This is a genomic window from Kitasatospora sp. MBT66, from assembly GCF_000710405.2.
In the GTDB taxonomy this organism is placed as follows: domain Bacteria; phylum Actinomycetota; class Actinomycetes; order Streptomycetales; family Streptomycetaceae; genus Kitasatospora; species Kitasatospora purpeofusca.
Genome location: NZ_JAIY01000010.1, coordinates 935,519 through 956,650 on the forward strand (window position 1 = coordinate 935,519; position 21,132 = coordinate 956,650).

The 21,132-nt window shown below is 74.1% G+C and carries 21 protein-coding genes; 12 read left to right on the forward strand and 9 right to left on the reverse strand.

Annotation, left to right across the window (positions count from 1 at the left end):
• The first annotated feature begins 137 nt into the window (after window positions 1–137).
• Window positions 138–1,514 carry an MFS transporter gene (locus tag BI06_RS28830; protein WP_233290312.1) on the forward strand — a complete coding sequence of 459 codons (1,377 nt, stop codon included), beginning with the start codon at window positions 138–140 and terminating at the stop codon, window positions 1,512–1,514.
• A gap of 10 nt (window positions 1,515–1,524) precedes the next feature.
• Here the strand turns inward: BI06_RS28830 and BI06_RS28835 are convergent, their stop codons facing one another.
• Window positions 1,525–1,758: a hypothetical protein gene (locus tag BI06_RS28835; protein ID WP_030391593.1), complete on the reverse strand. Its 234-nt coding sequence runs from the start codon at window positions 1,756–1,758 to the stop codon at window positions 1,525–1,527.
• A 134-nt stretch (window positions 1,759–1,892) separates the two neighbouring features.
• On the opposite strand from BI06_RS28835, the gene map reads away from it, so the two are divergent.
• The gene (gene map / locus BI06_RS28840; RefSeq protein WP_043472485.1) at window positions 1,893–2,738 is read left to right on the forward strand and encodes a type I methionyl aminopeptidase; all 846 of its coding nucleotides are present in this window, start codon (window positions 1,893–1,895) and stop codon (window positions 2,736–2,738) included.
• Window positions 2,739–2,792: 54 nt separating this feature from the next.
• On the opposite strand, the gene BI06_RS28845 is transcribed toward map, so the two are convergent.
• Window positions 2,793–3,494, reverse strand: a complete 702-nt coding sequence (locus BI06_RS28845) for a bifunctional DNA primase/polymerase (protein ID WP_030391595.1) — start codon at window positions 3,492–3,494, stop codon at window positions 2,793–2,795.
• A gap of 454 nt (window positions 3,495–3,948) precedes the next feature.
• Here BI06_RS28845 and BI06_RS28850 point away from each other — a divergent pair, with 454 nt between their 5' ends.
• Both BI06_RS28850 and BI06_RS49710 read left to right on the forward strand, forming a co-directional pair.
• Window positions 3,949–4,179 carry a hypothetical protein gene (locus BI06_RS28850; RefSeq protein WP_030391596.1) on the forward strand — a complete coding sequence of 77 codons (231 nt, stop codon included), beginning with the start codon at window positions 3,949–3,951 and terminating at the stop codon, window positions 4,177–4,179.
• 29 nt (window positions 4,180–4,208) lie between these two features.
• Window positions 4,209–4,406, forward strand: coding sequence for a hypothetical protein (locus BI06_RS49710; protein WP_149030497.1), 198 nt, complete (start codon window positions 4,209–4,211; stop codon window positions 4,404–4,406).
• A gap of 46 nt (window positions 4,407–4,452) precedes the next feature.
• Here BI06_RS49710 and BI06_RS53910 read toward each other — a convergent pair whose 3' ends face one another.
• On the reverse strand, window positions 4,453–5,058 hold the full coding sequence (locus tag BI06_RS53910) for a PadR family transcriptional regulator (protein WP_369826263.1): 606 nt from the start codon (window positions 5,056–5,058) through the stop codon (window positions 4,453–4,455).
• On the opposite strand from BI06_RS53910, the gene BI06_RS28860 reads away from it, so the two are divergent.
• The 3 genes from BI06_RS28860 (at window position 4,966) to manA (ending at window position 9,690) form a co-directional block, all read left to right on the forward strand.
• Entirely contained in the window at window positions 4,966–7,200 is a 2,235-nt protein-coding gene (locus BI06_RS28860; protein WP_233290347.1) for a glycoside hydrolase family 38 C-terminal domain-containing protein, read from the forward strand. The two genes, BI06_RS53910 and BI06_RS28860, sit on opposite strands and share 93 nt — an antisense overlap.
• Window positions 7,201–7,391: 191 nt before the next feature.
• On the forward strand, window positions 7,392–8,363 hold the full coding sequence (locus BI06_RS28865; protein WP_051742050.1) for an ROK family protein: 972 nt from the start codon (window positions 7,392–7,394) through the stop codon (window positions 8,361–8,363).
• Between the two features lie 94 nt (window positions 8,364–8,457).
• The gene (manA, locus tag BI06_RS28870; RefSeq protein ID WP_043472487.1) at window positions 8,458–9,690 is read left to right on the forward strand and encodes a mannose-6-phosphate isomerase, class I; all 1,233 of its coding nucleotides are present in this window, start codon (window positions 8,458–8,460) and stop codon (window positions 9,688–9,690) included.
• 166 nt (window positions 9,691–9,856) lie between these two features.
• Here the strand turns inward: manA and BI06_RS28875 are convergent, their stop codons facing one another.
• The 3 genes from BI06_RS28875 to BI06_RS28885 all read right to left on the reverse strand — a co-directional run bounded on the left by BI06_RS28875 (window position 9,857) and on the right by BI06_RS28885 (window position 11,998).
• Window positions 9,857–10,432, reverse strand: a complete 576-nt coding sequence (locus BI06_RS28875; RefSeq protein WP_051742051.1) for a thioesterase family protein — start codon at window positions 10,430–10,432, stop codon at window positions 9,857–9,859.
• Window positions 10,433–10,449: 17 nt separating this feature from the next.
• A complete protein-coding gene (locus BI06_RS51245; RefSeq protein WP_030396957.1) occupies window positions 10,450–10,755 on the reverse strand; it encodes a hypothetical protein in 306 nt (101 codons plus the stop codon).
• Window positions 10,756–11,002: 247 nt separating this feature from the next.
• Window positions 11,003–11,998, reverse strand: coding sequence for a DUF6528 family protein (locus BI06_RS28885; protein WP_043472489.1), 996 nt, complete (start codon window positions 11,996–11,998; stop codon window positions 11,003–11,005).
• A 212-nt stretch (window positions 11,999–12,210) separates the two neighbouring features.
• On the opposite strand from BI06_RS28885, the gene BI06_RS28890 reads away from it, so the two are divergent.
• Entirely contained in the window at window positions 12,211–14,601 is a 2,391-nt protein-coding gene (locus BI06_RS28890; RefSeq protein WP_030396959.1) for an excinuclease ABC subunit UvrA, read from the forward strand.
• 48 nt (window positions 14,602–14,649) lie between these two features.
• Here BI06_RS28890 and BI06_RS28895 read toward each other — a convergent pair whose 3' ends face one another.
• The 3 genes from BI06_RS28895 to BI06_RS28905 all read right to left on the reverse strand — a co-directional run bounded on the left by BI06_RS28895 (window position 14,650) and on the right by BI06_RS28905 (window position 17,410).
• Window positions 14,650–16,023, reverse strand: coding sequence for an FAD-binding oxidoreductase (locus BI06_RS28895; protein ID WP_233290313.1), 1,374 nt, complete (start codon window positions 16,021–16,023; stop codon window positions 14,650–14,652).
• A 185-nt stretch (window positions 16,024–16,208) separates the two neighbouring features.
• Window positions 16,209–16,805 (reverse strand): hypothetical protein, encoded by a 597-nt coding sequence (locus BI06_RS48495; RefSeq protein ID WP_043472491.1) that lies wholly within the window; start codon window positions 16,803–16,805, stop codon window positions 16,209–16,211.
• A gap of 122 nt (window positions 16,806–16,927) precedes the next feature.
• The gene (locus BI06_RS28905) at window positions 16,928–17,410 is read right to left on the reverse strand and encodes a cysteine/serine endopeptidase inhibitor (protein ID WP_051742054.1); all 483 of its coding nucleotides are present in this window, start codon (window positions 17,408–17,410) and stop codon (window positions 16,928–16,930) included.
• A 130-nt stretch (window positions 17,411–17,540) separates the two neighbouring features.
• Between BI06_RS28905 and BI06_RS28910 the strand changes: the two genes are divergently transcribed.
• From BI06_RS28910 to BI06_RS28925, 4 genes are all read left to right on the forward strand, one after another.
• Window positions 17,541–17,798, forward strand: a complete 258-nt coding sequence (locus BI06_RS28910) for a hypothetical protein (protein ID WP_149030498.1) — start codon at window positions 17,541–17,543, stop codon at window positions 17,796–17,798.
• Window positions 17,799–18,031: 233 nt separating this feature from the next.
• The gene (locus BI06_RS28915; protein WP_043472495.1) at window positions 18,032–18,268 is read left to right on the forward strand and encodes a hypothetical protein; all 237 of its coding nucleotides are present in this window, start codon (window positions 18,032–18,034) and stop codon (window positions 18,266–18,268) included.
• Window positions 18,269–18,982: 714 nt separating this feature from the next.
• On the forward strand, window positions 18,983–20,026 hold the full coding sequence (locus BI06_RS28920) for a TauD/TfdA family dioxygenase (protein WP_304440896.1): 1,044 nt from the start codon (window positions 18,983–18,985) through the stop codon (window positions 20,024–20,026).
• Window positions 20,027–20,058: 32 nt separating this feature from the next.
• Window positions 20,059–21,132, forward strand: a 1,074-nt coding sequence (locus tag BI06_RS28925; RefSeq protein ID WP_051742056.1) for an ROK family transcriptional regulator, incomplete at its 3' end; no start/stop codon positions are given.

Consider the following 21,132-nt stretch of genomic DNA (forward strand, 5'->3'; position numbering starts at 1 on the left):
GGCGGGGCGACGGGCGGGGGCCGGACGGCAGGCGGGTAGGGCGGCGGGCGGGGACGACGGCCGGGACGGCGGCCTGTGCGGCGGCGGCCGGAAAATCCGTTGCGGCCGGGCCCGGCCCCCGCCGAGGATGGTCGCTCGTGAACGAAGCCGCCCCGTCTCCGAGCGGTCGGGTGAAGTCCCTGCTGCGCACGGTCGCCCCCGACCTGACCCCCTGGCGTTCCTCCCGGGAGTTCCGCCTGCTGTGGCTCTCCGGCTGTGTCACCGGGTTCGGCAGCTTCCTCACCTATGTCGCCGTGCCGATGCAGATCAAGGAGTTGACCGACTCCTCGGTCGCGGTCGGCCTGATCGGCGCCTTCGAGCTGGTCCCGCTGATCGTCTTCGGCCTCTGGGGCGGCGCCCTCGCCGACGCGCTCGACCGGCGCCGACTGGTGCTGTTCGCCGAGGCGGGCCTCGGCCTGCTCAGCGCCCTGCTGCTGGTCAACGCGCTGCTGCCGACCCCCGTGCTGTGGCCGATCTACCTGGTGGCCGCGCTGGTCGCCGCCGCCGACGGCCTGCAGCGCCCGGCCCTGGACTCGCTCACCCCGCGGCTGGTCCCGCACGACCAGCTGACCGCCGCCTTCGCGCTGAACTCCCTCTACCGCAACGCCGCCTCGGTCGCCGGTCCGACCCTGGCCGGCATCGTGGTCACCTTCGCCGGGGTGCAGACCGCGTTCGCCCTGGACGTGGTCACCTTCGCCGCCTCGCTGCTGCTGCTCTCCCGGATCCGGGCGGTGCCGCCGCCCACCGGCGCCGAGAAACCCTCGGTGCGGGCGGTGCTCACCGGCGTCCGCTACGCGTGGAGCCGCAAGGACCTGCTCGGCACCTACGCGATCGACCTGTGCGCGATGCTGTTCGCCTTCCCGGTGGCGATCTTCCCGTTCCTGGCCGCGGACCTGGACGCCGGCTGGGCGCTCGGCCCGATGTACGCCGCCTCGGCGGTCGGTGCCCTGCTGGTCTCGGTGACCGGCGGCTGGACGTCCCGGATCCACCGGCACGGCCGGCTGCTGCTGGTCGCGGCGCTCGGCTGGGGCGTGGCGATCGCGCTGGCCGGCCTGTCCGGCTCGGTCTGGCTGGTGCTGCTGTTCCTGGCGCTGGCCGGCGGCGCCGACCAGATCAGCGGGATCGCGCGCTCCACGCTGTGGAACCAGTCGATCCCGGACTCGGTGCGCGGCCGGATGGCCGGGGTCGAGCTGCTCAGCTACTCGGTCGGGCCGCAGCTCGGCCAGGTCCGGGCGGGCGGCATGGCCGGACTGGTCGGCGTCCGGGCCTCGGTGTGGGTCGGCGGCGTGGCCTGCGTGGTGGGCGTGCTCGCGCTGGCCACCGCGCTGCCCCGGCTGCTGTCCTACGACGACCGCACCGACCCGCACGCCGCCGCCGTCCGCGCCGAGCACGAGCGCGCGGCGGCGGAACGGGCGGCGTCGGAACGGGCGGCGGGACCCGCCTCGGCCGAGGAGAGCCCCGCCGCCGCGGGCTAGCAGAGCAGGGCTACTCCCCCGCGCCGTCCTGCGGCCGGTCGTTCCACTGGGGGTCGTTCTTCCACTCGCGGTTGCGCAGCTCCGCGGTCTCCAGCGCGTGCGCCGCCTCCTGCTGGGTGGCGTACGGGCCGAGGCGGTCCTTGGCCGGGCACTCCGGCCCCTCCTCGACCTTGCCGTGCTTGATGCAGTAGAACCATTCGCCGGGCCGGCCGGTCGGCTTGTTCCGGCGGAATCCCAGGGCCATGGTGGTCACCTCCGTATCGGCGGTCGTGTCCCCGCCGTGGCGTCGCGTCGTCCTGATCATTCCCCGCCCCGGCGCCGTCCGCACACCCGGTGCCCGCCCCCGGAGCGGAGGGCCCGACACTTAGAATCGGCGCCATGGCACTCGTACCCGGCATCCAGTCACCCATCCGCAAGGTCCCGGCGCACATCCCGCGCCCCGAGTACGTCGGGAAGCCCGCCCCGACGCCGTACACCGGGCCCGAGGTGCAGACCGCCGAGACGATCGAGAAGATGCGGATCGCCGGCGGGATCGCCGCCCGGGCGATGGCCGAGGCGGCGAAGCTGATCGCCCCCGGTGTCACCACGGACGCGCTGGACGCGGTCGCGCACGCGTACATGTGCGACCACGGGGCCTACCCGTCCGACCTCGGCTACCGGGGCTTCCCCAAGTCGGTCTGCACCTCGATCAACGAGGTCATCTGCCACGGCATCCCCGACTCGACCGTCCTCCAGGACGGCGACATCGTCAACATCGACGCCACCGCGTACATCCACGGGGTGCACGGCGACCTCAACGCCACCTACCTGGTCGGCGACGTGGACGAGGAGTCCCGGCTGCTGGTCGAGCGGACCAGGGAGTCGCTGGACCGGGCCATCAAGGCGGTCAAGCCGGGCCGTCTGATCAACGTGATCGGACGGGTCATCGAGTCCTACGCCAAGCGCTTCGACTACGGCGTGGTCCGGGACTTCACCGGACACGGCATCAACACGTCGTTCCACTCCGGCCTGATCGTCCCGCACTACGACAGCGAGCGGGCCACCGAGGTCATCAAGCCGGGCATGACCTTCACCATCGAGCCGATGCTCACCCTGGGCACCTACGACTACGAGATCTGGCCGGACGGCTGGACCGTCGTCACCAAGGACCGCAAGCGCACCGCCCAGTTCGAGCACACCCTGGTGGTCACGGCGGACGGCGCGGAGGTCCTCACCCTGCCGTAGCGCCGGACGACGTGGGCCGACCCGTCGGGCCGGCCCACGTCGGCGGACGGCTCGTCAGCCGATCAGCCACTGCTCCTCGGCCACCGCGCCCACCTCGGTGCAGGCGTCGGTCAGCACGTCCAGGACGCGCAGCGGGTCCGGCAGCGGCTGCTCGGGCCCGCGCAGCCAGCGCACCTCGGAGCCGTCCGGCAGCGCGGCCGGCGGCAGCAGGGTGTACGAGCCGCGGCAGTGCCAGCGCAGGCCGGGGTGCTCGGACATGGTGTCGGGCGTGGAGTCCAGGGCGCTCGGCCACCACTCGTCCTCGTCCACCGGGGTGCCCCTGGTGGCGGTGAAGAACAGATAGCGGTCCTCGCCGACCGCGGCCACCGGGCCCTCGACGCCGAGCGCGGTCAGGCGCTCCAGGGCGAGCCGGCCGGCCTCGGCCGGGACGTCCAGCACGTCGTGGGCGCGGCCGGTGGCGGTGACGAAGTTGGCCAGCGGGTCACGGGAGAGCCAGCGGGCCAGCTGCTCCGGGTCGGTGGTGGCCTGCGTCTGCCAGGCGAAGGAGACCGGGTGCTGGGCCGGGGCCGGACAGGCCACCCGGTCGCAGGAACAGCGGTACCCGGCCGGATGCGCGGCGGGAGCGAGCGGGAAGCCGGCGCGCACGGCGCCGAGCAGTTGGTCCAGTCTGGCCGCGGGGGTGTCGGGTGCCGCCGACCGGGCCCGCTCACGATCCCGCTTCTGCCACCAGGCCGTCCACCTGCCGCCGGATTCCATCGGGCCCCTTCCGCGCATTGCCGTGCCTGGTGTGACACAGCGTTCGACGTACCACTCCGACGCAACGCACGGCGCCCCCCGCTGCTTCCCCGGGTGGTGCTCGGCACTGCGGTCCCGCGCCCCGCCGGCCGGAGCCGGGGTTGCCGGACGGTCGACGCCCGGGGTCACGGTACGGAGTCAAGGCGGCACGACGGCTGCGGCTCGGCGGCCCGGCGGGCACGATGAGATGCGCCTCGCCCGGCCCGTACGGGCCCGCTGACCCGGGTGGACCCCGAGGGCGTAACAGGAAGGATAAGGGTGCGCGGGCCCTTCGGATGACCGGGGGCGGTGCCTCTCCGGTCACACTCCCGGCACCCGGCCCTCACACGGCCTCCGCCGGGGCGCCCGCGGCGGCCGGGTCGGCCCCCTGCGCCCGGCCCGCCGGGAACCCCCGCCGGGGTGAGACCCTGGTGGGGTGAAGAGCGCGGACACCGAATTCGTCGGCGGCCCCCTGGACGGCCGGACCCTCCCCATCCCGCTGGGCCCGATGTACGGGGTGCCCAAGAAGTACACCGTGCCGGTCCCTTCGCACGGGGACACTCCGGCGCGCACACTGGTGTACGTCCGGGCCAAGCAGCAGCGGGGCACCCGCTGGTTCTGGCGCTACGAGTACGACGAGGCGGCCACCGCCCGCGCTTCCGGGTGACGGCCGCCTCCCCTCGCGGGAGGACGGCCATGGCGAGAACCGAACGGCACCCGAGGAACCGCTCCCGGTCGGTGGCGCTGCACAATCGGCAGGCGGCCGGGGTCACGGTCGGCCTGCTGGTGGCGATCAGTGTCTACAGCGCGGTGCTGGGATCCAACGGCTGGCTCTGGTTCGGCTGGACGGTGCTGCTGCTCGCGTGCGTGGCACTGTTCGCCGTCCGCTCCTGAGCAGCCGCACCGTCCCTCCCGGCAGCGGTGCCGGGACCCGTACCGGTCAGGCGTCCTCGGCCAGGATCAGGTACAGCTTCTTGCGGGCCTCGTTGAGCACCTCCAGGCCCTTGGCGCGCTGCGCCTCGGTGCCCGTCGCCATGACCTGGCGGACGGCCTGCTCCACCGCGCCCAGCGCCTGGCCGACCTCCTGGACCGCGGCCCAGTCGACCTCCTGGCCGGCCTCGGCCCACGGCTCGTCCGGTCCGGCCTCGGCCTCGGTCCGGCCCGCCTCGGTGAGCTGGACCAGCCGCTTGCCGCCGACCTCCTCCGCCGTGACCAGGCCCTCCTCCTCCAGCAGCTGGAGGGTGGGGTAGACCGAACCGGGGCTGGGCCGCCAGGCCCCGCCCGAGCGCTCGGCGATCTCGGCGATCATCTCGTAGCCGTGCATCGGCCGCTCCTTGAGCAGCGCCAGCAGCGAGGCACGCACGTCCCCGCGCCGGGCCCGCCCGCCGCGCCGTCCGCGCACCGGATGGGCGCGATCGGCCACGCCCACATCGACTCGGCCTGGCTGTGGCCGCTGCGGGAGACGGTCCGCAAGGTCGCCCGGACCGCCGCCAACATGACCGCGCTGCTGGAGGACGAGCCGGACTTCCTCTACACCATGTCCCAGGCACAGCAGTTCGCGTGGATCAAGGAGCACCGCCCGGAGGTGTACGCCCGGGTGAAGAAGGCGGTGGCGGACGGCCGCTTCGTCCCGGCCGGCGGCATGTGGGTGGAGTCCGACACCAACATGCCCTCCTCGGAGGCGATGGCCCGTCAGTTTGTCCACGGCAAGCGGTTCTTCCTGGCCGAGTTCGGGATCGAGAACGAGGAGGCCTGGCTGCCGGACACCTTCGGCTTCACCGGCGGCCTGCCGCAGATCATCCGCAACGCGGGCTCCAAGTGGCTGCTGACCCAGAAGATCTCCTGGAGCCAGATCAACAAGTTCCCGCACCACACCTTCCTCTGGGAGGGCATCGACGGCACCCGGATCTTCACCCACTTCCCGCCCGTGGACACCTACAACTGCTCCATGAAGGGCTCCGAGATCGCCCACGCGGCACGGAACTTCAAGGACAAGGGGGTGGCCCGGCACTCGCTGGCGCCGACCGGCTGGGGCGACGGCGGCGGCGGCACCACCCGCGAGATGGTCGGCAAGGCCGCCCGGCTGCGCGACCTGGAGGGCTCGGCCACGGTGCGGTGGCAGCGCCCGGCCGAGTTCTTCGCCGAGGCCGAGGCCGAGTACCCGAAGCCGCCGGTCTGGGTGGGCGAGCTGTACCTGGAGCTGCACCGGGCCACCCTGACCAGCCAGGCCCGGACCAAGCAGGGCAACCGGCGCAGCGAGAACCTGCTGCGGGAGGCCGAACTCTGGTGTGCCACGGCCGCGTTGCGCACCGGCCTGGCCTACCCGTACGAGCGGCTGGACCGGATCTGGAAGACCGTGCTGCTGCACCAGTTCCACGACATCCTGCCGGGCTCCTCGATCGCCTGGGTGCACCGGGAGGCGGAGGCGACGTACGCGGGCCTGGCGGCCGAGCTGGAGGAGCTGATCGGCGCCGCCCAGCGGGCCCTGGCGGGCGATCCGGCGGGCGGGCGCGAGCTGGTGTTCAACGGCGCCCCGCACGGACGCTCGGCGGTGCCGGCCGGCGGCGCGGCGGTGGCGGTGGCCGGTCCGGGCGACTGCGCGGTGACCGCGCGCGAGGGCGGCGGCTTCGTGCTCGACAACGGGCTGCTGCGGGTGGTGGTGGACGGCGACGGCCTGGTGGTGTCGGCGGTGGACGCGGCGAGCGGCCGGGAGGCCGTCGCCCCGGGCACCCGGGCCAACCTGCTCCAACTGCACCCCGACTTCCCGAACATGTGGGACGCCTGGGACGTCGACCAGTTCTACCGCAACACGGTCACCGACCTGGTCGCAGCCGACGAGGTCGCGGTGCACGCCGAGGGCCCGGCGGAGGTCGCGGTGCGGGTCGCCCGCTCGTTCGGCTCCTCCACCGTGACCCAGACGCTGACCCTGCGCGCGGGATCGGGCCGGCTGGACATCGACACCGAGGTGGACTGGCACGAGGCGGAGAAGTTCCTGAAGCTCGCGTTCCCGCTGGACGTGCACACCGAGCGGTACGCGGCCGAGACCCAGTTCGGCCACCAGTTCCGGCCCACTCACACCAACACCAGCTGGGACGCGGCCAAGTTCGAGGCCTGCAACCACCGCTTCGTGCACCTGGCCGAACCGGGCTGGGGCGTCGCGCTGGTCACCCCCTCGACCTACGGGCACGACGTGACCCGGGCGGTGCGCGCGGAGGACGGCGGCACCACCACCACGGTCCGGTTCTCGCTGCTGCGCGCGCCGCGCTTCCCCGACCCGCGCACCGACCAGGGGCGGCACCGGTTCCGGCACGCGCTGGTGCCGGGCGCGGAGATCGGCGACGCCGTCCGCGAGGGCTACGCGGTGGGCCTGCCCGAGCGCCGGGTGACCGGTTCGGCGGAGGCGGTGCGGCCGCTGGTCGAGCTGGACCAGGACGCGCTGGTGGTGAGCGCCGTCAAGCTGGCCGACGACGGCAGCGGGGACCTGGTGGTACGGGTCTACGAGTCGGGCGGCGGCCGGGCCCGGGGGCGGCTGGCGACCTCCTTCGCGCTGGCCGCCGCGGTGCCCTGCGACCTGCTGGAGCGGCCGTGGGACGGCACCCGCGGCGAGGTCGTGGCGGACGGCGACGGGGTGCGGCTGGCGCTGCGGCCGTTCGAACTGGTGACCCTGCGGCTGACGCCGGCGCGCTGATCCTGTTTGCTGTCCCTGTCGTCCTGCTCGTCCTGCCCTCGTGCTCGTCCCGCTCGTCCTGCTCGTCCTGCTCGTCCTGCTCGTCCTGCTACCTCCTGCTACGTCCTGTCCGGCCCGCCGCCCCGGTCCTCCGGGGGCGGCGGGCCGGCTGCCCGTCCGTCCGTGCGTCCACCCCACCGGAGCCCTCCGCCATGACCGCGCCCTCGCCGTCCACCACCCCGCAGTTCGCCGACCCCCTGCTCGTCGGTCCGGTGTGGGCAGCCGTCGACATCGGCGGCACCAAGATCGCCGGGGCGCTCGTCGACTCCGCCGGGACGCTCGCCCACCGCGTCCAGCTGCCGACCCCGGCGAAGGAGTCCGGCGCCGAGGTGCTGGCCGTGGTGCACCGGGTACTGGACCACCTCGCCGCCTCCCCCGACTGGGCGGCGGTCACCGCCGTCGGCATCGGCAGCGCCGGACCGGTGGACCTCGTCGGCGGCACGGTCAGCCCGGTCAACATCCCCGGCTGGCGCGAGTTCCCGCTCACCGTCGAGGTCGCCGCCCACCCCGCCGTGGCCGGCCGCCCGGTGGCGCTGGCCGGGGACGGGGTCGCGATGGCCGCCGCGGAGCACTGGCGCGGCGCCGCCCGGGGCGCCGACAACGCGCTCTGCCTGGTGGTCTCCACCGGCGTCGGCGCGGGACTGGTGCTCAACGGCGCGGTGCACCCCGGACCCAGCGGCAACGCCGGCCACCTCGGCCACATCAGCGTGGACCTGGACGGCGAGCGGTGCCCGTGCGGCTCGTACGGCTGCCTGGAGAACATCGCCAGCGGCACCGCCATCGCCAGGCGGGCGCTCGCCGGGGGCTGGGAGCCCCGGGGCGGGGACCGCTCGGCGCGCGCGGTGGCCGAGGACGCGCTGACCGGGCACCCGGTGGCGCTGGCCGCCTTCGACCGGGCCGCACAGGCGCTGGCGGCCGGGATCGCCGCCACCGCCACCCTGGTCGACCTGCGGCGGGTGGTGGTCGGCGGCGGGGTGGCGGCGGCCGGTCCGGTGCTGTTCGAGCCGCTCGCCCGGCACCTGGACCGCTACGCGGCGCTGCCGTACGTGCGCGGGCTGGACGTGCGCCGGGCCGAGCTGGGGAACGACGCCGGGCTGATCGGCGCCGCCGCGCTCTGCCGCTGAGCACCGGGCGCCCGTCCCCCGCCCCTGCCCGTCCCGCACCCTCCGCCCGTTCCCGTTCCCGTTCCCGCGCCACCGTCTCCGGGAGACCGTCCGCATGCCGCTGTTCGCCCCGCTCACCAACCCGGTGCGCCCGTACGCCTGGGGGTCCGTCACCGCGATCCCCGCGCTGACCGGCGCCGCGCCCACCGGCGGGCCGCAGGCCGAACTGTGGCTGGGCGCCCACCCGTCCGCGCCCTCGCTGCTCGACGACGGGCACGGGCCGCGCCCGCTGGACCGGCTGATCGCCGAGGCCCCGGAGGAGTTCCTCGGCGAGGCCACCGTCCGGCGGTTCGGCCCCCGGCTGCCGTTCCTGTTCAAGGTGCTGGCCGCCGAACGGGCGCTGTCGCTCCAGGTCCACCCGACCCGGGCGCAGGCCGAGGCGGGGTTCGCCGCCGAGGAGGCGCTCGGGGTGCCGCCGGACGCCCCGGAGCGGGTGTACAAGGACCGCGACCACAAGCCGGAACTCCTGTGTGCGCTGGGCGACTTCGAGGCCCTGTGCGGCTTCCGCCCGACCGCCGCCACGGCCGCGCTGCTGGACCGGCTGGCAGTCCCGGCGCTGGCCGGTTGGGTGTCGGCGCTGCGCCTGCGGCCCGCCGCGGAGGTGCTGCCCGCCCTGCTCCGACAGGCCCTCGGCGACGGTGGCGACGCTACAGGCGGCCCGGGCAGTGCTGCCGTGCTCAAGGAGGTCACCGCCGCACTGGAGCGCCTCGCGGCCTCCGACGGCCCCGACGCCGCCGCCTGCGCGGCCTACGCCCGCGCCGCCCGCGACTACCCCGGCGACCCGGGCCTGCTCGCCGCGCTGCTGCTGAACCACGTCCGGCTGCGGACCGGCCAGGCACTGCACCTGGACGCCGGTGTGCCGCACGCCTACCTCCGCGGCCTGGGCGTCGAGCTGATGGCCAACTCGGACAACGTGCTGCGGTGCGGTCTGACCGCCAAGCACATCGATGTCCCGGGCCTGCTCGCGGTGACCGTCTTCGAGGCCGTCGAACCGGCCGTACTGACCGCCGCGCTGACGGCCGGCGGCGATCCCTCGGAATCCTGCTTCCCCTCCCTCGCGGCCGAGTTCCGCCTCTCCCGGCTCCGCCCCGGCGACACCGGCGTGCGGATCGACCGGGCGGACGCCCCGCAGATCCTGCTGTGCACCGCCGGCGAGGCCCGGCTGTCCGCCCCCGACGGCCCGTCCCTGCGCCTCGCCCGGGGCGGCTCCGCCTACCTGCCGCCCACCACCGTCCCGGTCCGGCTCGACGGCCCGGGCGCGGAACTCCACCGCGCGACCGTCGGCTGACCCGCCGCCCGGTCCTTCCGGTCGTCCCTCCGGTCGTCCTGCCGGCCGTCCTCCCGGCTGCCCCGGCCCGCCCTCGTCGCGTCCGTCCGCCCGTCCGCCCCCGCACAGGAAGAAGCCCCAGTCGACTTCCTGTGCCGGGCGTCGGCCGGCCCGGTCTACCTGAGGGTCAGCGCGCGCGGTGCCGGTACGACCCCACGGGGACGCCCCGGGTCAGCGCGCTCAGGCCGGGCAGGCGCCGGCGGGGCTGGTGGTGTCCGGCGGAGGCCGCGACCAGGGCCCCGCGCGGGGACTTCACTCCCGGCCGGGGCGGCGCCGCGACGGCCACCTCGTCGGCCAGGAAGCCGGAGAGGAACCGCCGCTCCGACGGGCTGAGCGTACGGGAACGGCCGGAGGCCTCGTCCCGGGCGACCACCACGGTCCGCGCCCGCATAAATGTGTGCGGGTCCCGGCACACATTCACCACGACATGTGCGGAACTGCGTCCGAGCCGTTCCACGGTCAGCCGCACCAGCAATGGCTCCGGCCGGTGGTACAGCTGTTCCAGATAATCGATCTCGTGCCGGGCGATCAGGAATCCCGACGGAAACAGGGATTCCCTTACTGCGGTCGAGTGGTGGCAGAAGAGGTCGTAAATTCCCTCCTGCACGTAGGAGACCAGCCGGGCGTTGTTGATGTGCCCGTTCTCATCGACGTCGCTCCACCGGGTGGGGCAGGCCAGGACGTGCGCGTTGGCGTCCTCCACGTGGTTCCGTGCCGCGCTCACCGGTGTTCGGCCGCGGCACCGGTGGGCAGCAGCGCCCGCTGCAACCGCGCGTAGTACACCGCGTGTTCGGAGGCCATCCGAGCGGCGGTCCAGCCCTCCTCGGCTGCTTCGGCGGCGGCCTGGACGACCAGGCTGTCGAGCACGCCGTCGACCGCCCGGCACAGCTCGGCGACCGCCGCCAGGCGCTCGGGGACGTCCGACCCGCCGGCCGCGCCGCCGGCCGGGAAGGCCGCGAGCGAGTCGACCGCGAGCCGCAGTTCGTCGACGTTCTCGGACCTGGATTCGGAAACGAAATTGCGCACAGTTCTCTCCCTAAACGGTTACGGCATTTCTGGATGCGCGTTTCTGGATGTTCGAACCCCGGATCGGGTTCGTGTTCCCCCCGGCGCCATGGACGCTATCCCAGCCCGGGGCGCTACGGGAAGGTATTCGGAACAGGAGCGGAAACTGACCACCATTGGAGTAGTTTGACGTTGCATAAAATCAGCCGCATCCTCCGAATGCCACCCCGTCCGGCCACTCCCCGCGCCCGGGCCTTCGGTCGGCCGGTCATGCCCCGCTCCCCCAACTGGTCCACCAGCGCGCCTTGTAGAGCTGGGCGCCGGGCAGGTACCGGACGCCGTCGGGGCGGTGCAGGGTGAGCACCGAGGTGCACCAGGTGCACGGGCCCGCATGGTCCGGGGCGGCCGTGAGCAGCCGCCCGGAGCCGGGCTCGTCACCCACGCTCTTGATGTCCCGCTCGGCCCGTTCGTCCGCCAACCGGATCCGGGTGAAGCGGTCCGTCGGCGGGTCGAACCGCCACAGGTGGGCCGTCGTGCTGACCCAGAACCGGCCCGGCGAGGCGAGCACCGGGGCCAGGTCGTGGCCGCCGCGTTCGGGCAGCGGCACCGACCGTTCGACGGTGAGCGTCGGCGCGGCCGCCGAACCGCCCACCCGCAGCGCCGTCAGGGTGTCGTCGCCGAGCGCCCAGAGCAGCCGGGTGCGTGCGTCCCACTGGACGCCGTGCGCGCCCGGCAGCCGGTACTCGGCGTGCGCGGTGCTGCGCGGCCCCAGCGAGGCCGCGTACAGCCGGACCCAGCCGCCGCCCGAGGCGGCGACGGCGACGTTGCCGTCCGGGAGCAGTTCGGCGCTGTGCGGATTGGCCGACCCGGTGTCGACGGCCCAGGCGGTGGCGCCGGTCGTGGTGTCGACGACGGCCGCCAGACCGCCGGAGGCGGTGGTGACCAGGTAGCGACGGCCGTGCCGGACCCGGCTCTTGGCCTCGTCCGGCATCGCCCAGGTCCGGCCCGGGTCGAGGTCGGCCAGGTCGGGGGCGGCGTCCGCGGACCACGACCAGAGCACCTGCCGCCGGAGCGGCCCGCCGGGTACGGACAGCGCGGCCGACCGCTCGGCGCCCAGCAGCAGCACCCGCCGGGAGGCCTGGTCGACCACGGCCACCGTCCAGGTGGGCCGCAGCCCGGCGGCCGCGGCCGGGGCCGCGCCGATCCCCAGCACGAGGGCGGTCGCCCCCGCCGCCGCCCGCCACGCCCGCCGTGCCCGCCACAACCGCCTCGCCCGCACCTGGCCGCCTCCCGCTGTCCGGCTCCCGCTGTCCTGCCCCCGCCACCACCGTGCGGCGCGCCCCCGCCGGCCGCCAGCGCACGGGCGCCGACCGGCCCAGTGACTGTCCCCTCGACGGGGCAGTCCCCGAACACCGTTTGTCGTACCCGGGTGGTTGGATCGGAACCGAGGGCATCGCCAGAGGAACCGGAGACACGATGAGCACGGCCAGGAGCACCGGCGCGCAGGCCACCGAGCCGCACGCCGCCGACAGCCACGACCTGATCCGCGTGCACGGGGCGCGGGAGAACAACCTCAAGGACGTCAGTATCGAGATCCCGAAGCGCCGGCTCACGGTGTTCACGGGCGTCTCCGGCTCGGGCAAGAGCTCCCTGGTGTTCGACACCGTCGCGGCCGAGTCGCAGCGGCTGATCAACGAGACCTACAGCGCCTTCGTCCAGGGCTTCATGCCGTCCGTGGCCCGGCCCGACGTGGACGTGCTGGACGGCCTGACCACCGCGATCATCGTCGACCAGCAGCGGATGGGCGCCGATCCGCGCTCCACCGTCGGCACCGCCACCGACACCAACGCGATGCTGCGGATCCTGTTCAGCCGGCTGGGGCAGCCGCACATCGGCTCGGCCAAGGCCTTCTCCTTCAACGTCGCCTCGATCAGCGGGGCCGGCGCGGTCACCGTCGAGCGCGCCGGGAAGACCGTCAAGGAGAAGCGCAGCTTCAGCATCACCGGCGGCATGTGCCCGCGCTGCGAGGGCCGGGGCTCGGTCTCCGACATCGACCTCACCCAGCTCTACGACGACTCCAAGTCGCTCGCGGAGGGCGCGATCACCGTCCCCGGCTTCACCGGTGACGGCTGGATGACCAGGATCTACGCCGGTTCCGGCTTCCTCGACCCGGACAAGCCGATCCGCGACTACAGCGAGCAGGAGCTGCGGGACTTCCTGCACCGCGAGCCGACCAAGGTCAAGGTCAACGGCATCAACCTCACCTACGAGGGGCTGATCCCCAAGGTCCAGAAGTCCATGCTGGCCAAGGACCGGGAGGCGATGCAGCCGCACGTCCGGGCGTTCGTGGACCGCGCGGTCACCTTCACCGCCTGCCCCGACTGCGGGGGCACCCGGCTCACCGCGGCCGCCCGATCCTCGAAGATCGGCGGGATCAGCATCGCCGACGCCTGCGCGATGCAGATCAGCGACCTCGCGGAGTGGGTGCGCGGCCTGGACGAGCCCTCGGTGGCGCCGCTGCTGGCCGCGCTCCGGCAGACCCTGGACTCCTTCGTGGAGATCGGCCTCGGCTACCTCTCGCTGGAGCGGCCGGCCGGCACCCTGTCGGGCGGCGAGGCGCAGCGGGTGAAGATGATCCGCCACCTCGGCTCCTCGCTCACCGACGTCACCTACGTCTTCGACGAGCCCAGCACCGGTCTGCACCCGCACGACATCCAGCGGATGAACGGCCTGCTGCTCCAGCTGCGGGACAAGGGCAACACGGTGCTGGTGGTGGAGCACAAGCCCGAGGTGATCGCGATCGCCGACCATGTGGTGGACCTCGGCCCGGGCGCGGGCTCGGCCGGCGGCACGGTCTGCTACGAGGGTCCGCTGACGGGCCTGCGCGCGGCGGGCACGGTGACCGGCCGTCATCTGGACGACCGGGCGGCGGTGAAGCCGACCGTCCGCACGCCGACGGGCAAGCTGCCGATCCGCGGCGCCACCGCCCACAACCTGCGCGACGTCGACGTGGACGTCCCGCTCGGCGTCCTGGTCGTGGTCACCGGTGTGGCCGGCTCCGGCAAGAGCTCCCTGGTGCACGGCTCGGTCCCGCCCGGCGAGGACGTGGTGTCGGTCGACCAGAGCCCGATCCGCGGCTCCCGGCGCAGCAACCCGGCCACCTACACCGGTCTGCTGGAGCCGATCCGGAAGGCCTTCGCGAAGGCCAACGGGGTGAAGCCGGCCCTGTTCAGCCCGAACTCCGAGGGCGCCTGCCCGACGTGCAACGGCGCCGGCGTGGTCTACACCGACCTCGCGATGATGGCCGGTGTGGCCACCACCTGCGAGGACTGCGAGGGGCGGCGCTTCGACGCCTCGGTGCTGGAGTACCGCTTCGGCGGCAAGGACATCAGCGAGGTCCTGGCGATGCCGGTGACGGAGGCGGAGGCCTTCTTCGCCGCCGGCGAGGCCCGCACCCCCGCCGCCCACCGCATCCTCACCCGCCTGGCCGATGTCGGCCTCGGGTACATCAGCCTCGGCCAGCCCCTCACCACCCTCTCCGGCGGCGAGCGGCAGCGCCTCAAGCTGGCCACCCACATGGGAGACAAGGGCGGCATCTACGTCCTCGACGAGCCGACCACCGGCCTGCACCTGGCCGACGTCGAGCAGCTGCTCGGCCTGCTGGACCGCCTGGTCGAGTCCGGCAAGTCCGTCATCGTGGTCGAGCACCACCAGGCCGTGATGGCACACGCGGACTGGATCATCGACCTGGGCCCCGGCGCCGGCCACGACGGCGGGCGCATCGTCTTCGAAGGCACCCCGGCCGAGCTGGTCGCCGCCCGCTCCACCCTCACCGCCGAACACCTTGCGGCCTACGTGGGCGCCTGAGCCGAGGCGTGGGGCCCCGGGCGCGCCCGGGGCCCCACGCCCCTCCCGCTACCGGCCGGCGATGGTGTCGGCGAGCCGGGCGAGGGGGGAGGTGGTGGGGCGGCGGCCGGTGGCTTCCCGGCGGTCGGCGAGGTGGTAGGCGGCGTAGAGGGCGTGGACGCCGAGCCAGCGGAAGGGTTCGGGTTCCCAGCGGCGGACGTTGTGGCCGACCCAGGGCAGCCGGGTGAGTTCGGTGTCGTGGCCCAGGACGAGGTCGCGCAGGGTACGGCCGGCCAGGTTGGTGGTGGTGACGCCGCTGCCGACGTAGCCGCCGGCCCAGCCCAGGCCGGTGCGGCGGTCCAGGTCGACGGTGGCGCACCAGTCGCGGGGCACGCCGAGGACCCCGGCCCAGGCGTGCTCGATCCTGGCGGTGCGGGCGGCGGGGAAGAACTCGTGCAGGATCTCCCGCAGTTGGCGGACGGTCGCGGGCTGGGTGGTGCCGTCGGTGTCGGTGCGGGAGCCGAAGCGGTAGGGGACGCCGCGCCCGCCGAGGGCGATCCGGTCGTCCGCGGTGCGCTGCGCGTACATGTAGGCGTGGGCGAAGTCGCCGAGCACCTCGCGGCCCTCCCAGCCGGTCTCCTCCCAGAAGGAGGCGGGCAGCGGTTCGGTGGCGATCATCGCCGAGTTCATCGGCAGCCAGGTGCGGCGCTCGCCCGCGAGGCCCGAGGTGAAGCCCTCGGTGGCGCGCAGTACGAAGCGGGCGGTGACGGTGCCGTGCGGGGTGACGGCCCGGGCCTTGCGGCCGCCGCGGATCCCGGTCACCCGGGTGCCCTCGTACAGGTCGACGCCGAGGCGTTCGACCACGTCGGCGAGGCCGGCGGCGAGCTTGGCGGGCTGGAGGCGGGCGCCGTACGGGCTCCAGACGGCGCCGAGGGTCCCGGCGACGTTCAGGCGGTGCGCGGCCTCGGTGGCGTCGAGCTCCTGGACGCGGTCGGCGCCGTAGGCGCGTTCGGCCTCGGTGAAGGCGCGCAGCCGGGCCAGTTGGGCGGGGGTGCGAGCGACCTCCAGGACGCCGCCGCGCACCAGGTCGGCGTCGATGTTCTCGGCGGCGAGGGTGTCGGCGACCTCGCCGACCGCCCGGTCCATCACCCGCTGCATCGCGGCGGCCCGCTCCTGCCCGTAGCGGCGGGCGAAGGCGCCGCGGCCGGCGAAGCCGTTGTACAGCCAGCCGCCGTTGCGCCCGGAGGCGCCGTAGCCGCAGAAGCGCTGTTCCAGGACGGCGATCCGCAGGCCCGGGTCGGCCTTCTTGAGGTAGTAGGCCGTCCACAGGCCGGTGTAGCCGCCGCCGACCACGCAGACGTCGACCTCCCGGTTGCCGGGCAGTGCGGGCCGGGCCTCGGGAATCCCGAGCCGGCTCCACCAGAAGGACACTCCGCCGTTCACACCCGTGCCACCGGACCCCACGGAACCCGACCTCGCTCTCACGCCGACAGTTTCCCGGACGCTACGCCTGCCGCCCGGGTGCGAACCACCGCCAGCCTGGAAGAATCCGGTACCCGCTCGCTGCACCCTGTCAGGTGCGCGGCAGGGGTGGGAGCGGGTCCTGCGCCGCGGGGGCCGGAACGGGGTCAGGCTCCGAGGAGGCGTTCGAGCAGCCCTGCGGTCGGCTCGTCCTCCCCCGGCTCGGGGACGGCGCAGCGCACGTCGAAGGCCGCGTCGCGGGCGCGGGCCAGGGCGGCGGCATCGCGGGCCGGGTCGAGGAAGGCGGAGCGCCGCGGTGCAAGGAGCATCGGCACGGTGCCTCCGGTCCAGTCGGGGGTGAGTTCGACGAGTCCGCCGTCGCCCTCGGCCATCACCTCCGCCAGGCCGCGCAGCAGGGTGAACGCCCAGATCATGCCGGGAAGTTCGAAGTCGACCCGGGTGTCGAGGTCGAGCACGAGGGTGCCGGTGGCGCCGTCGTGGCGCAGGCCGAGATCGTCGTTCTCGGCCAGTTCGAGGAGGTGGTCGGCGTGGTCGCCGTCGAGCCAGCTGTCGCACTCGGCGACGGCGGCCGGGAGTTCGGCGAGGTACCGGTCGCGCAGGGCCCGGTCGGTCCAGGGGGTACAGAGGCCGGTCCAGTCGGACTCCGGCCAGGCGGAGGCCGGGGCGAGCGGCGCGCGCAGATAGGCCCGCAGGCGGGGTTCGGCGACGGTGACCGCCGCCGTGACCGTGATGTACCGCGCCATGTCCGCCGCTCCTCCGTTTTCGCGCCGGCCGCGCTCGCCGCACCGGCTCTGGACGGTGCCGATTGTGCCCGCACCCGCCGACAGTGGGGGCCGCGGCGGGGGCGGGCGTCGGGGGTGCCGGCTCAGCCGATGGTGGAGCCGGTGACCGGCTCGGAGAGCGGGATGCTCTCACCGGCGAACCCGGCCTTGACGAACTGCCAGGTCAGGCCGTTGATCACGCCCTGGCCGAGGGGCGCGAGCCGGGCGAAGGCCGGCTGGCTGAGGTCGATGTGGGTGGAGTCGCAGGACGGACACTTGTCCCGGACCGGCACGGTGACGGTCTTGCCCTGGTAGCTGACCTTGACCGAGATGCCCTTGCAGAGCGGGTCGTTGTTGGGGTTGGCGCTGGTCCACCAGGTGTGCGAGACGGCGACCAGCATCTGGTTGCCGGCGTTGATCTGGGTGCCGCAGGCGCCGTAGCCGGCGTCGTTGTAGTAGGTGGCCTTGCCGTTCATGGGCTTGTTGATCGGTATCGCGGCGCTCGCGGTGCCGGCGGTGAGCGCGACCAGCGCGGCGGCGGCCAGCGGGACACCCGCCAGGATCCGGAGGTTCGGGACAACTCGCATTTGCACCCTCCCAGTTCGGTGGTTGGGAAGGACAGTAGGCAGAGCATCCACAACTGGTACAGACATCTGACATGTTGTCATGAACACAAGTAAGGAGACTTTACTCGCTCGGCCGACGGGGGGACGATGCGTGACCGCACGACTCCCGCGCGCGTTCAGCAGGACGCCCGTTCCCGCGCCCCCGGAGGCCCCGTTGCGCACCTTCGCCCTGCTCGCCACCCTCACCGCCGTGCTCACCGGCACCCTCGCCGGCCCGGCCGCCGCCGCGCCGAAGCCCCGGGAGGTCAACCAGGGCTACAGCATCCCGGTCGGCGCCGTCACCGACCTCGGCGCGCTCCCCGTGCTCGGCAGCCTCGGCCTGGACTTCGCCCGACTCCTGGGGGCCTAGCGACCAGGAGGCGCCGGTGACCGCCTGTCAGGTGCCGGACAGTGCAAGAACTGTCCGGAAGATGATCGTCAGCCTGTCAGGCGAGCCAGTGACCTGCACCGTCACAGAAACACCACATCGATTCCGGTCGCAATTGGTCTCTACCATTGCCCCGCGTTCACATTCGGAGGAGGCTCCTCGGCGAAGCGCAGGGGCAGGGACCCCGGCGCTCACCAATGGGAGGAAGACCACTCATGTCGATTCGCAAGGCCTTCTCCGCCGTCGCCGTGGCCGGACTCATGGCCGGTGGCGCCCTGATCGCCGCCCCGAGCGCCCAGGCGTCCACCTGGACCTACATCGGCATCTACCCGACCGCCGCCGCCTGCCACGCGGCCGGCCAGTCGTACGTGAACAACCACCAGGCCATCGTCTACTTCTGTGACACCACCACCGAGACGGGCCCGGCGCGGCTCTCCGCCGTCCTCTACTGAGCCGTCGGAGCACGCTGACGGTGGGCCGCACGGGCAGTGCGGCCCACCACCGCCACCGGTCCCACCTGCGCGGGGACCCGATCTCCTCCGGATCCGATCCTCGAAGACGATCTCCGGAGGCAGCCCTCGCCGTACTCGGGCCCGTCCGGACACTGTCCGGGCGGGCCCTTCGACTGCCCACGGTTATTTCCGCTGCGAAAGTTAGTCCTCCCGACACGCCCGCGACAGGCGGGAACACGCCCTCGCAGCAGCCGCGTCATCATCCGAACGCCTCCCGCAACGCGACGTCACACGGCCGCAACACCCGTTCCCAGCAGGCGGAACGGGTGATTGACAGGGGTGCGCGGGCTTCAGCACGATGAGCGCCGAGCCCAGTCGCAGCACCCCGAGACAGCGGAAGGAGGGCCGATGATCACCCGCACCGTTCACCGTGTCGCCCCGGCCCGCCGCCGCTGTTGTTGTCGCGGGACGCTCGCCCGCTGACGCCCGGCCGCACTCCGGCCGTCCTTCCTCACCGCGGCACCCGTGCGCCCTCCGTCGCACCCCGCCCCGCCGCACCCCTTCCTGCCCCGCCGCGCCCCGCCGTGCCCTGCCCGCGTCCACGTCGTCGTCCGCGCCGGCCGGGCCCTGTCGGCGAACCCGCCTCCACCGCACGTCCCTTCACCGCTCGCCCCTTCACCGCATCCACCTCCGCACGAGAGTCGAGGATCCGCCATGTCCACCGCCACCACCACCGCACTCCGCCTCACCCCGGCCGCCGGCCGGATCGGCGCGATCGTCCACGACGTCCGCCTCGGCGGCGAGCTGCCCGCCGAGACCGTCGCCGCGATCGAGGCCGCCCTGTACGAGCACAAGGTGCTGTTCTTCCGCGGCCAGCAGCACCTGGACGACGCCGAGCACGAGGCCTTCGCCCGCCTGCTGGGCCACCCGGTCGGCCACCCCACCGTCCCCAGCGCGGACGGCCGCTACGTCTTCGAGCTGGACGCCACCAAGGGCGTGCGCGCCAACAACTGGCACACCGACGTCACCTTCGTCCCCTCCTACCCCAAGGCCTCGATCCTCCGCGCCCTGGAGCTGCCGCCGGCCGGCGGCTCGACCGTGTGGGCCAACACCGCCGCCGCGTACCAGGACCTGCCGGAGCCGCTGAAGGTGCTGGCCGAGTCGCTGCGCGCCGTGCACACCAACGACTACGACTACGCGGCGAGCCTGGCCCTGCGCCCCGAGCTGGCGGACAACGCCGAGATCGCCAACCTGTTCCGGCAGGTCTTCGTCTCCACCGCGTTCAAGACCGAGCACCCGGTGGTCCGGGTCCACCCGGTGACCGGCGAGAAGAACCTGCTGCTCGGCGCCTTCGCCCAGCGGATCCAGGGCGTCTCCGGCGCCGACAGCCGGGCCCTGCTGGCGCTCTTCCAGCGCTACGTGGAGCGGCTGGAGAACACCGTGCGCTGGGACTGGCAGGTCGGCGACGTCGCGATCTGGGACAACCGCGCCACCCAGCACTACGCCGTCAACGACTACGGCGACGAGCCGCGCCTGGTCCGCCGGATCACCCTGGACGGCGACCTGCCGGTGGGCGTGGACGGCGCGCCGAGCCGGCTGCTGGAGCCCGCCGAGCCGCCGCGGGTGGCCGGGCTGGTGCCGGCCGAGGAGCTGGAGACCGCGGCCGCCGAGGCCGCGAAGGTCGCCGCCGCCGAGGCCGCCGGGGCCGGCGCCGCGGTGGCCCCGGGTGCGGTGACCCCGAGCGCCGACCGGGGCTGAGCGGAAGGAACCGGAACCGAGGAAGGCGAAGCATGACCACGGAGACCGCCCCCGCCACGCCCGTCGGCGGGCCGCGCACCGGGGACGCCCGGCGGGACGTCAACGCCGCCGCCGTCCTGCGGGCGGTGCTGGACCACGGGCCGGTGGCCCGCGGCCGGGTGGCCGCGCTCACCGGCCTCAGCCCGGCCGCGGTCTCCCGCCAGGTGGTCGACCTGGTCCGGCTCGGACTGCTCCGCGAGCGGCCCGGGTTGACCGCCCCCGGCGCCGGGTCCGTGGGCCGACCGCAGCTCCCGGTCGACATCGACACCGGCCGGATCGCCGTGGCCGGGCTGCACATCGGCCTGCCGTACACCACCTTCGCCTTCCTCGATCCGCGCGGGAACGTGCTGCACCGGCGGGAGTTGAGCAATCGCGGCCGAACCGGCCGGGCCGTGCTGCGGCCACTGCTGGAGCGGCTGCCCCGGCTGCTGGCCGCCGCGCCGGACGGCCGGACCGTGGTCGGCCTCGGCGCGGTCACCGGCGGCTCGGTCGACCGGGAGCGCGGACTGATTGTCCGTCACGACCCGTTGCGGTGGCGGGACCTGCCGCTCGCCGCACTGCTCTCGGACGCCTCCGGACTGCCCGTCCAGGTCGACAACCACGCCCGGGCGCTGACCCAGGCGGAGATCCTGTTCGGACACCCGGCGGCCCGGCGCTCGATGGTGCACCTGTTCGTCGGCCACGTGGTGGACGCGGCCCTGGCGGTCGCCGGCACCGTGCACGTCGGCCCGGCCTCGCCGACCGGGGACGTCGCCCATCTGCCGGTGCCGGACAGCGACCTGCTCTGCCACTGCGGCCGGACCGGCTGTCTGGCGGTCGCCGCCTCGGACACCACGCTGTTCGAGGCGGCGGCCGCCGAGGGGATCACCGAACAGCCGGACCGGGCGGCCTTCCTGGCCGCCGTCCAGGCCGGCGACCCGCGCGCCGACCGGCTGGTGCGGCGGCGGGCGGAGATCATCGGCCGCGCGCTCGCCCTGCTGGCCGACGTGGTCAACCCCGACCTGCTCGTCCTGACCGAGACCTTCGCCCTGATCGACCCGGCCTATCTGGACGTGGTGCGCACGGAG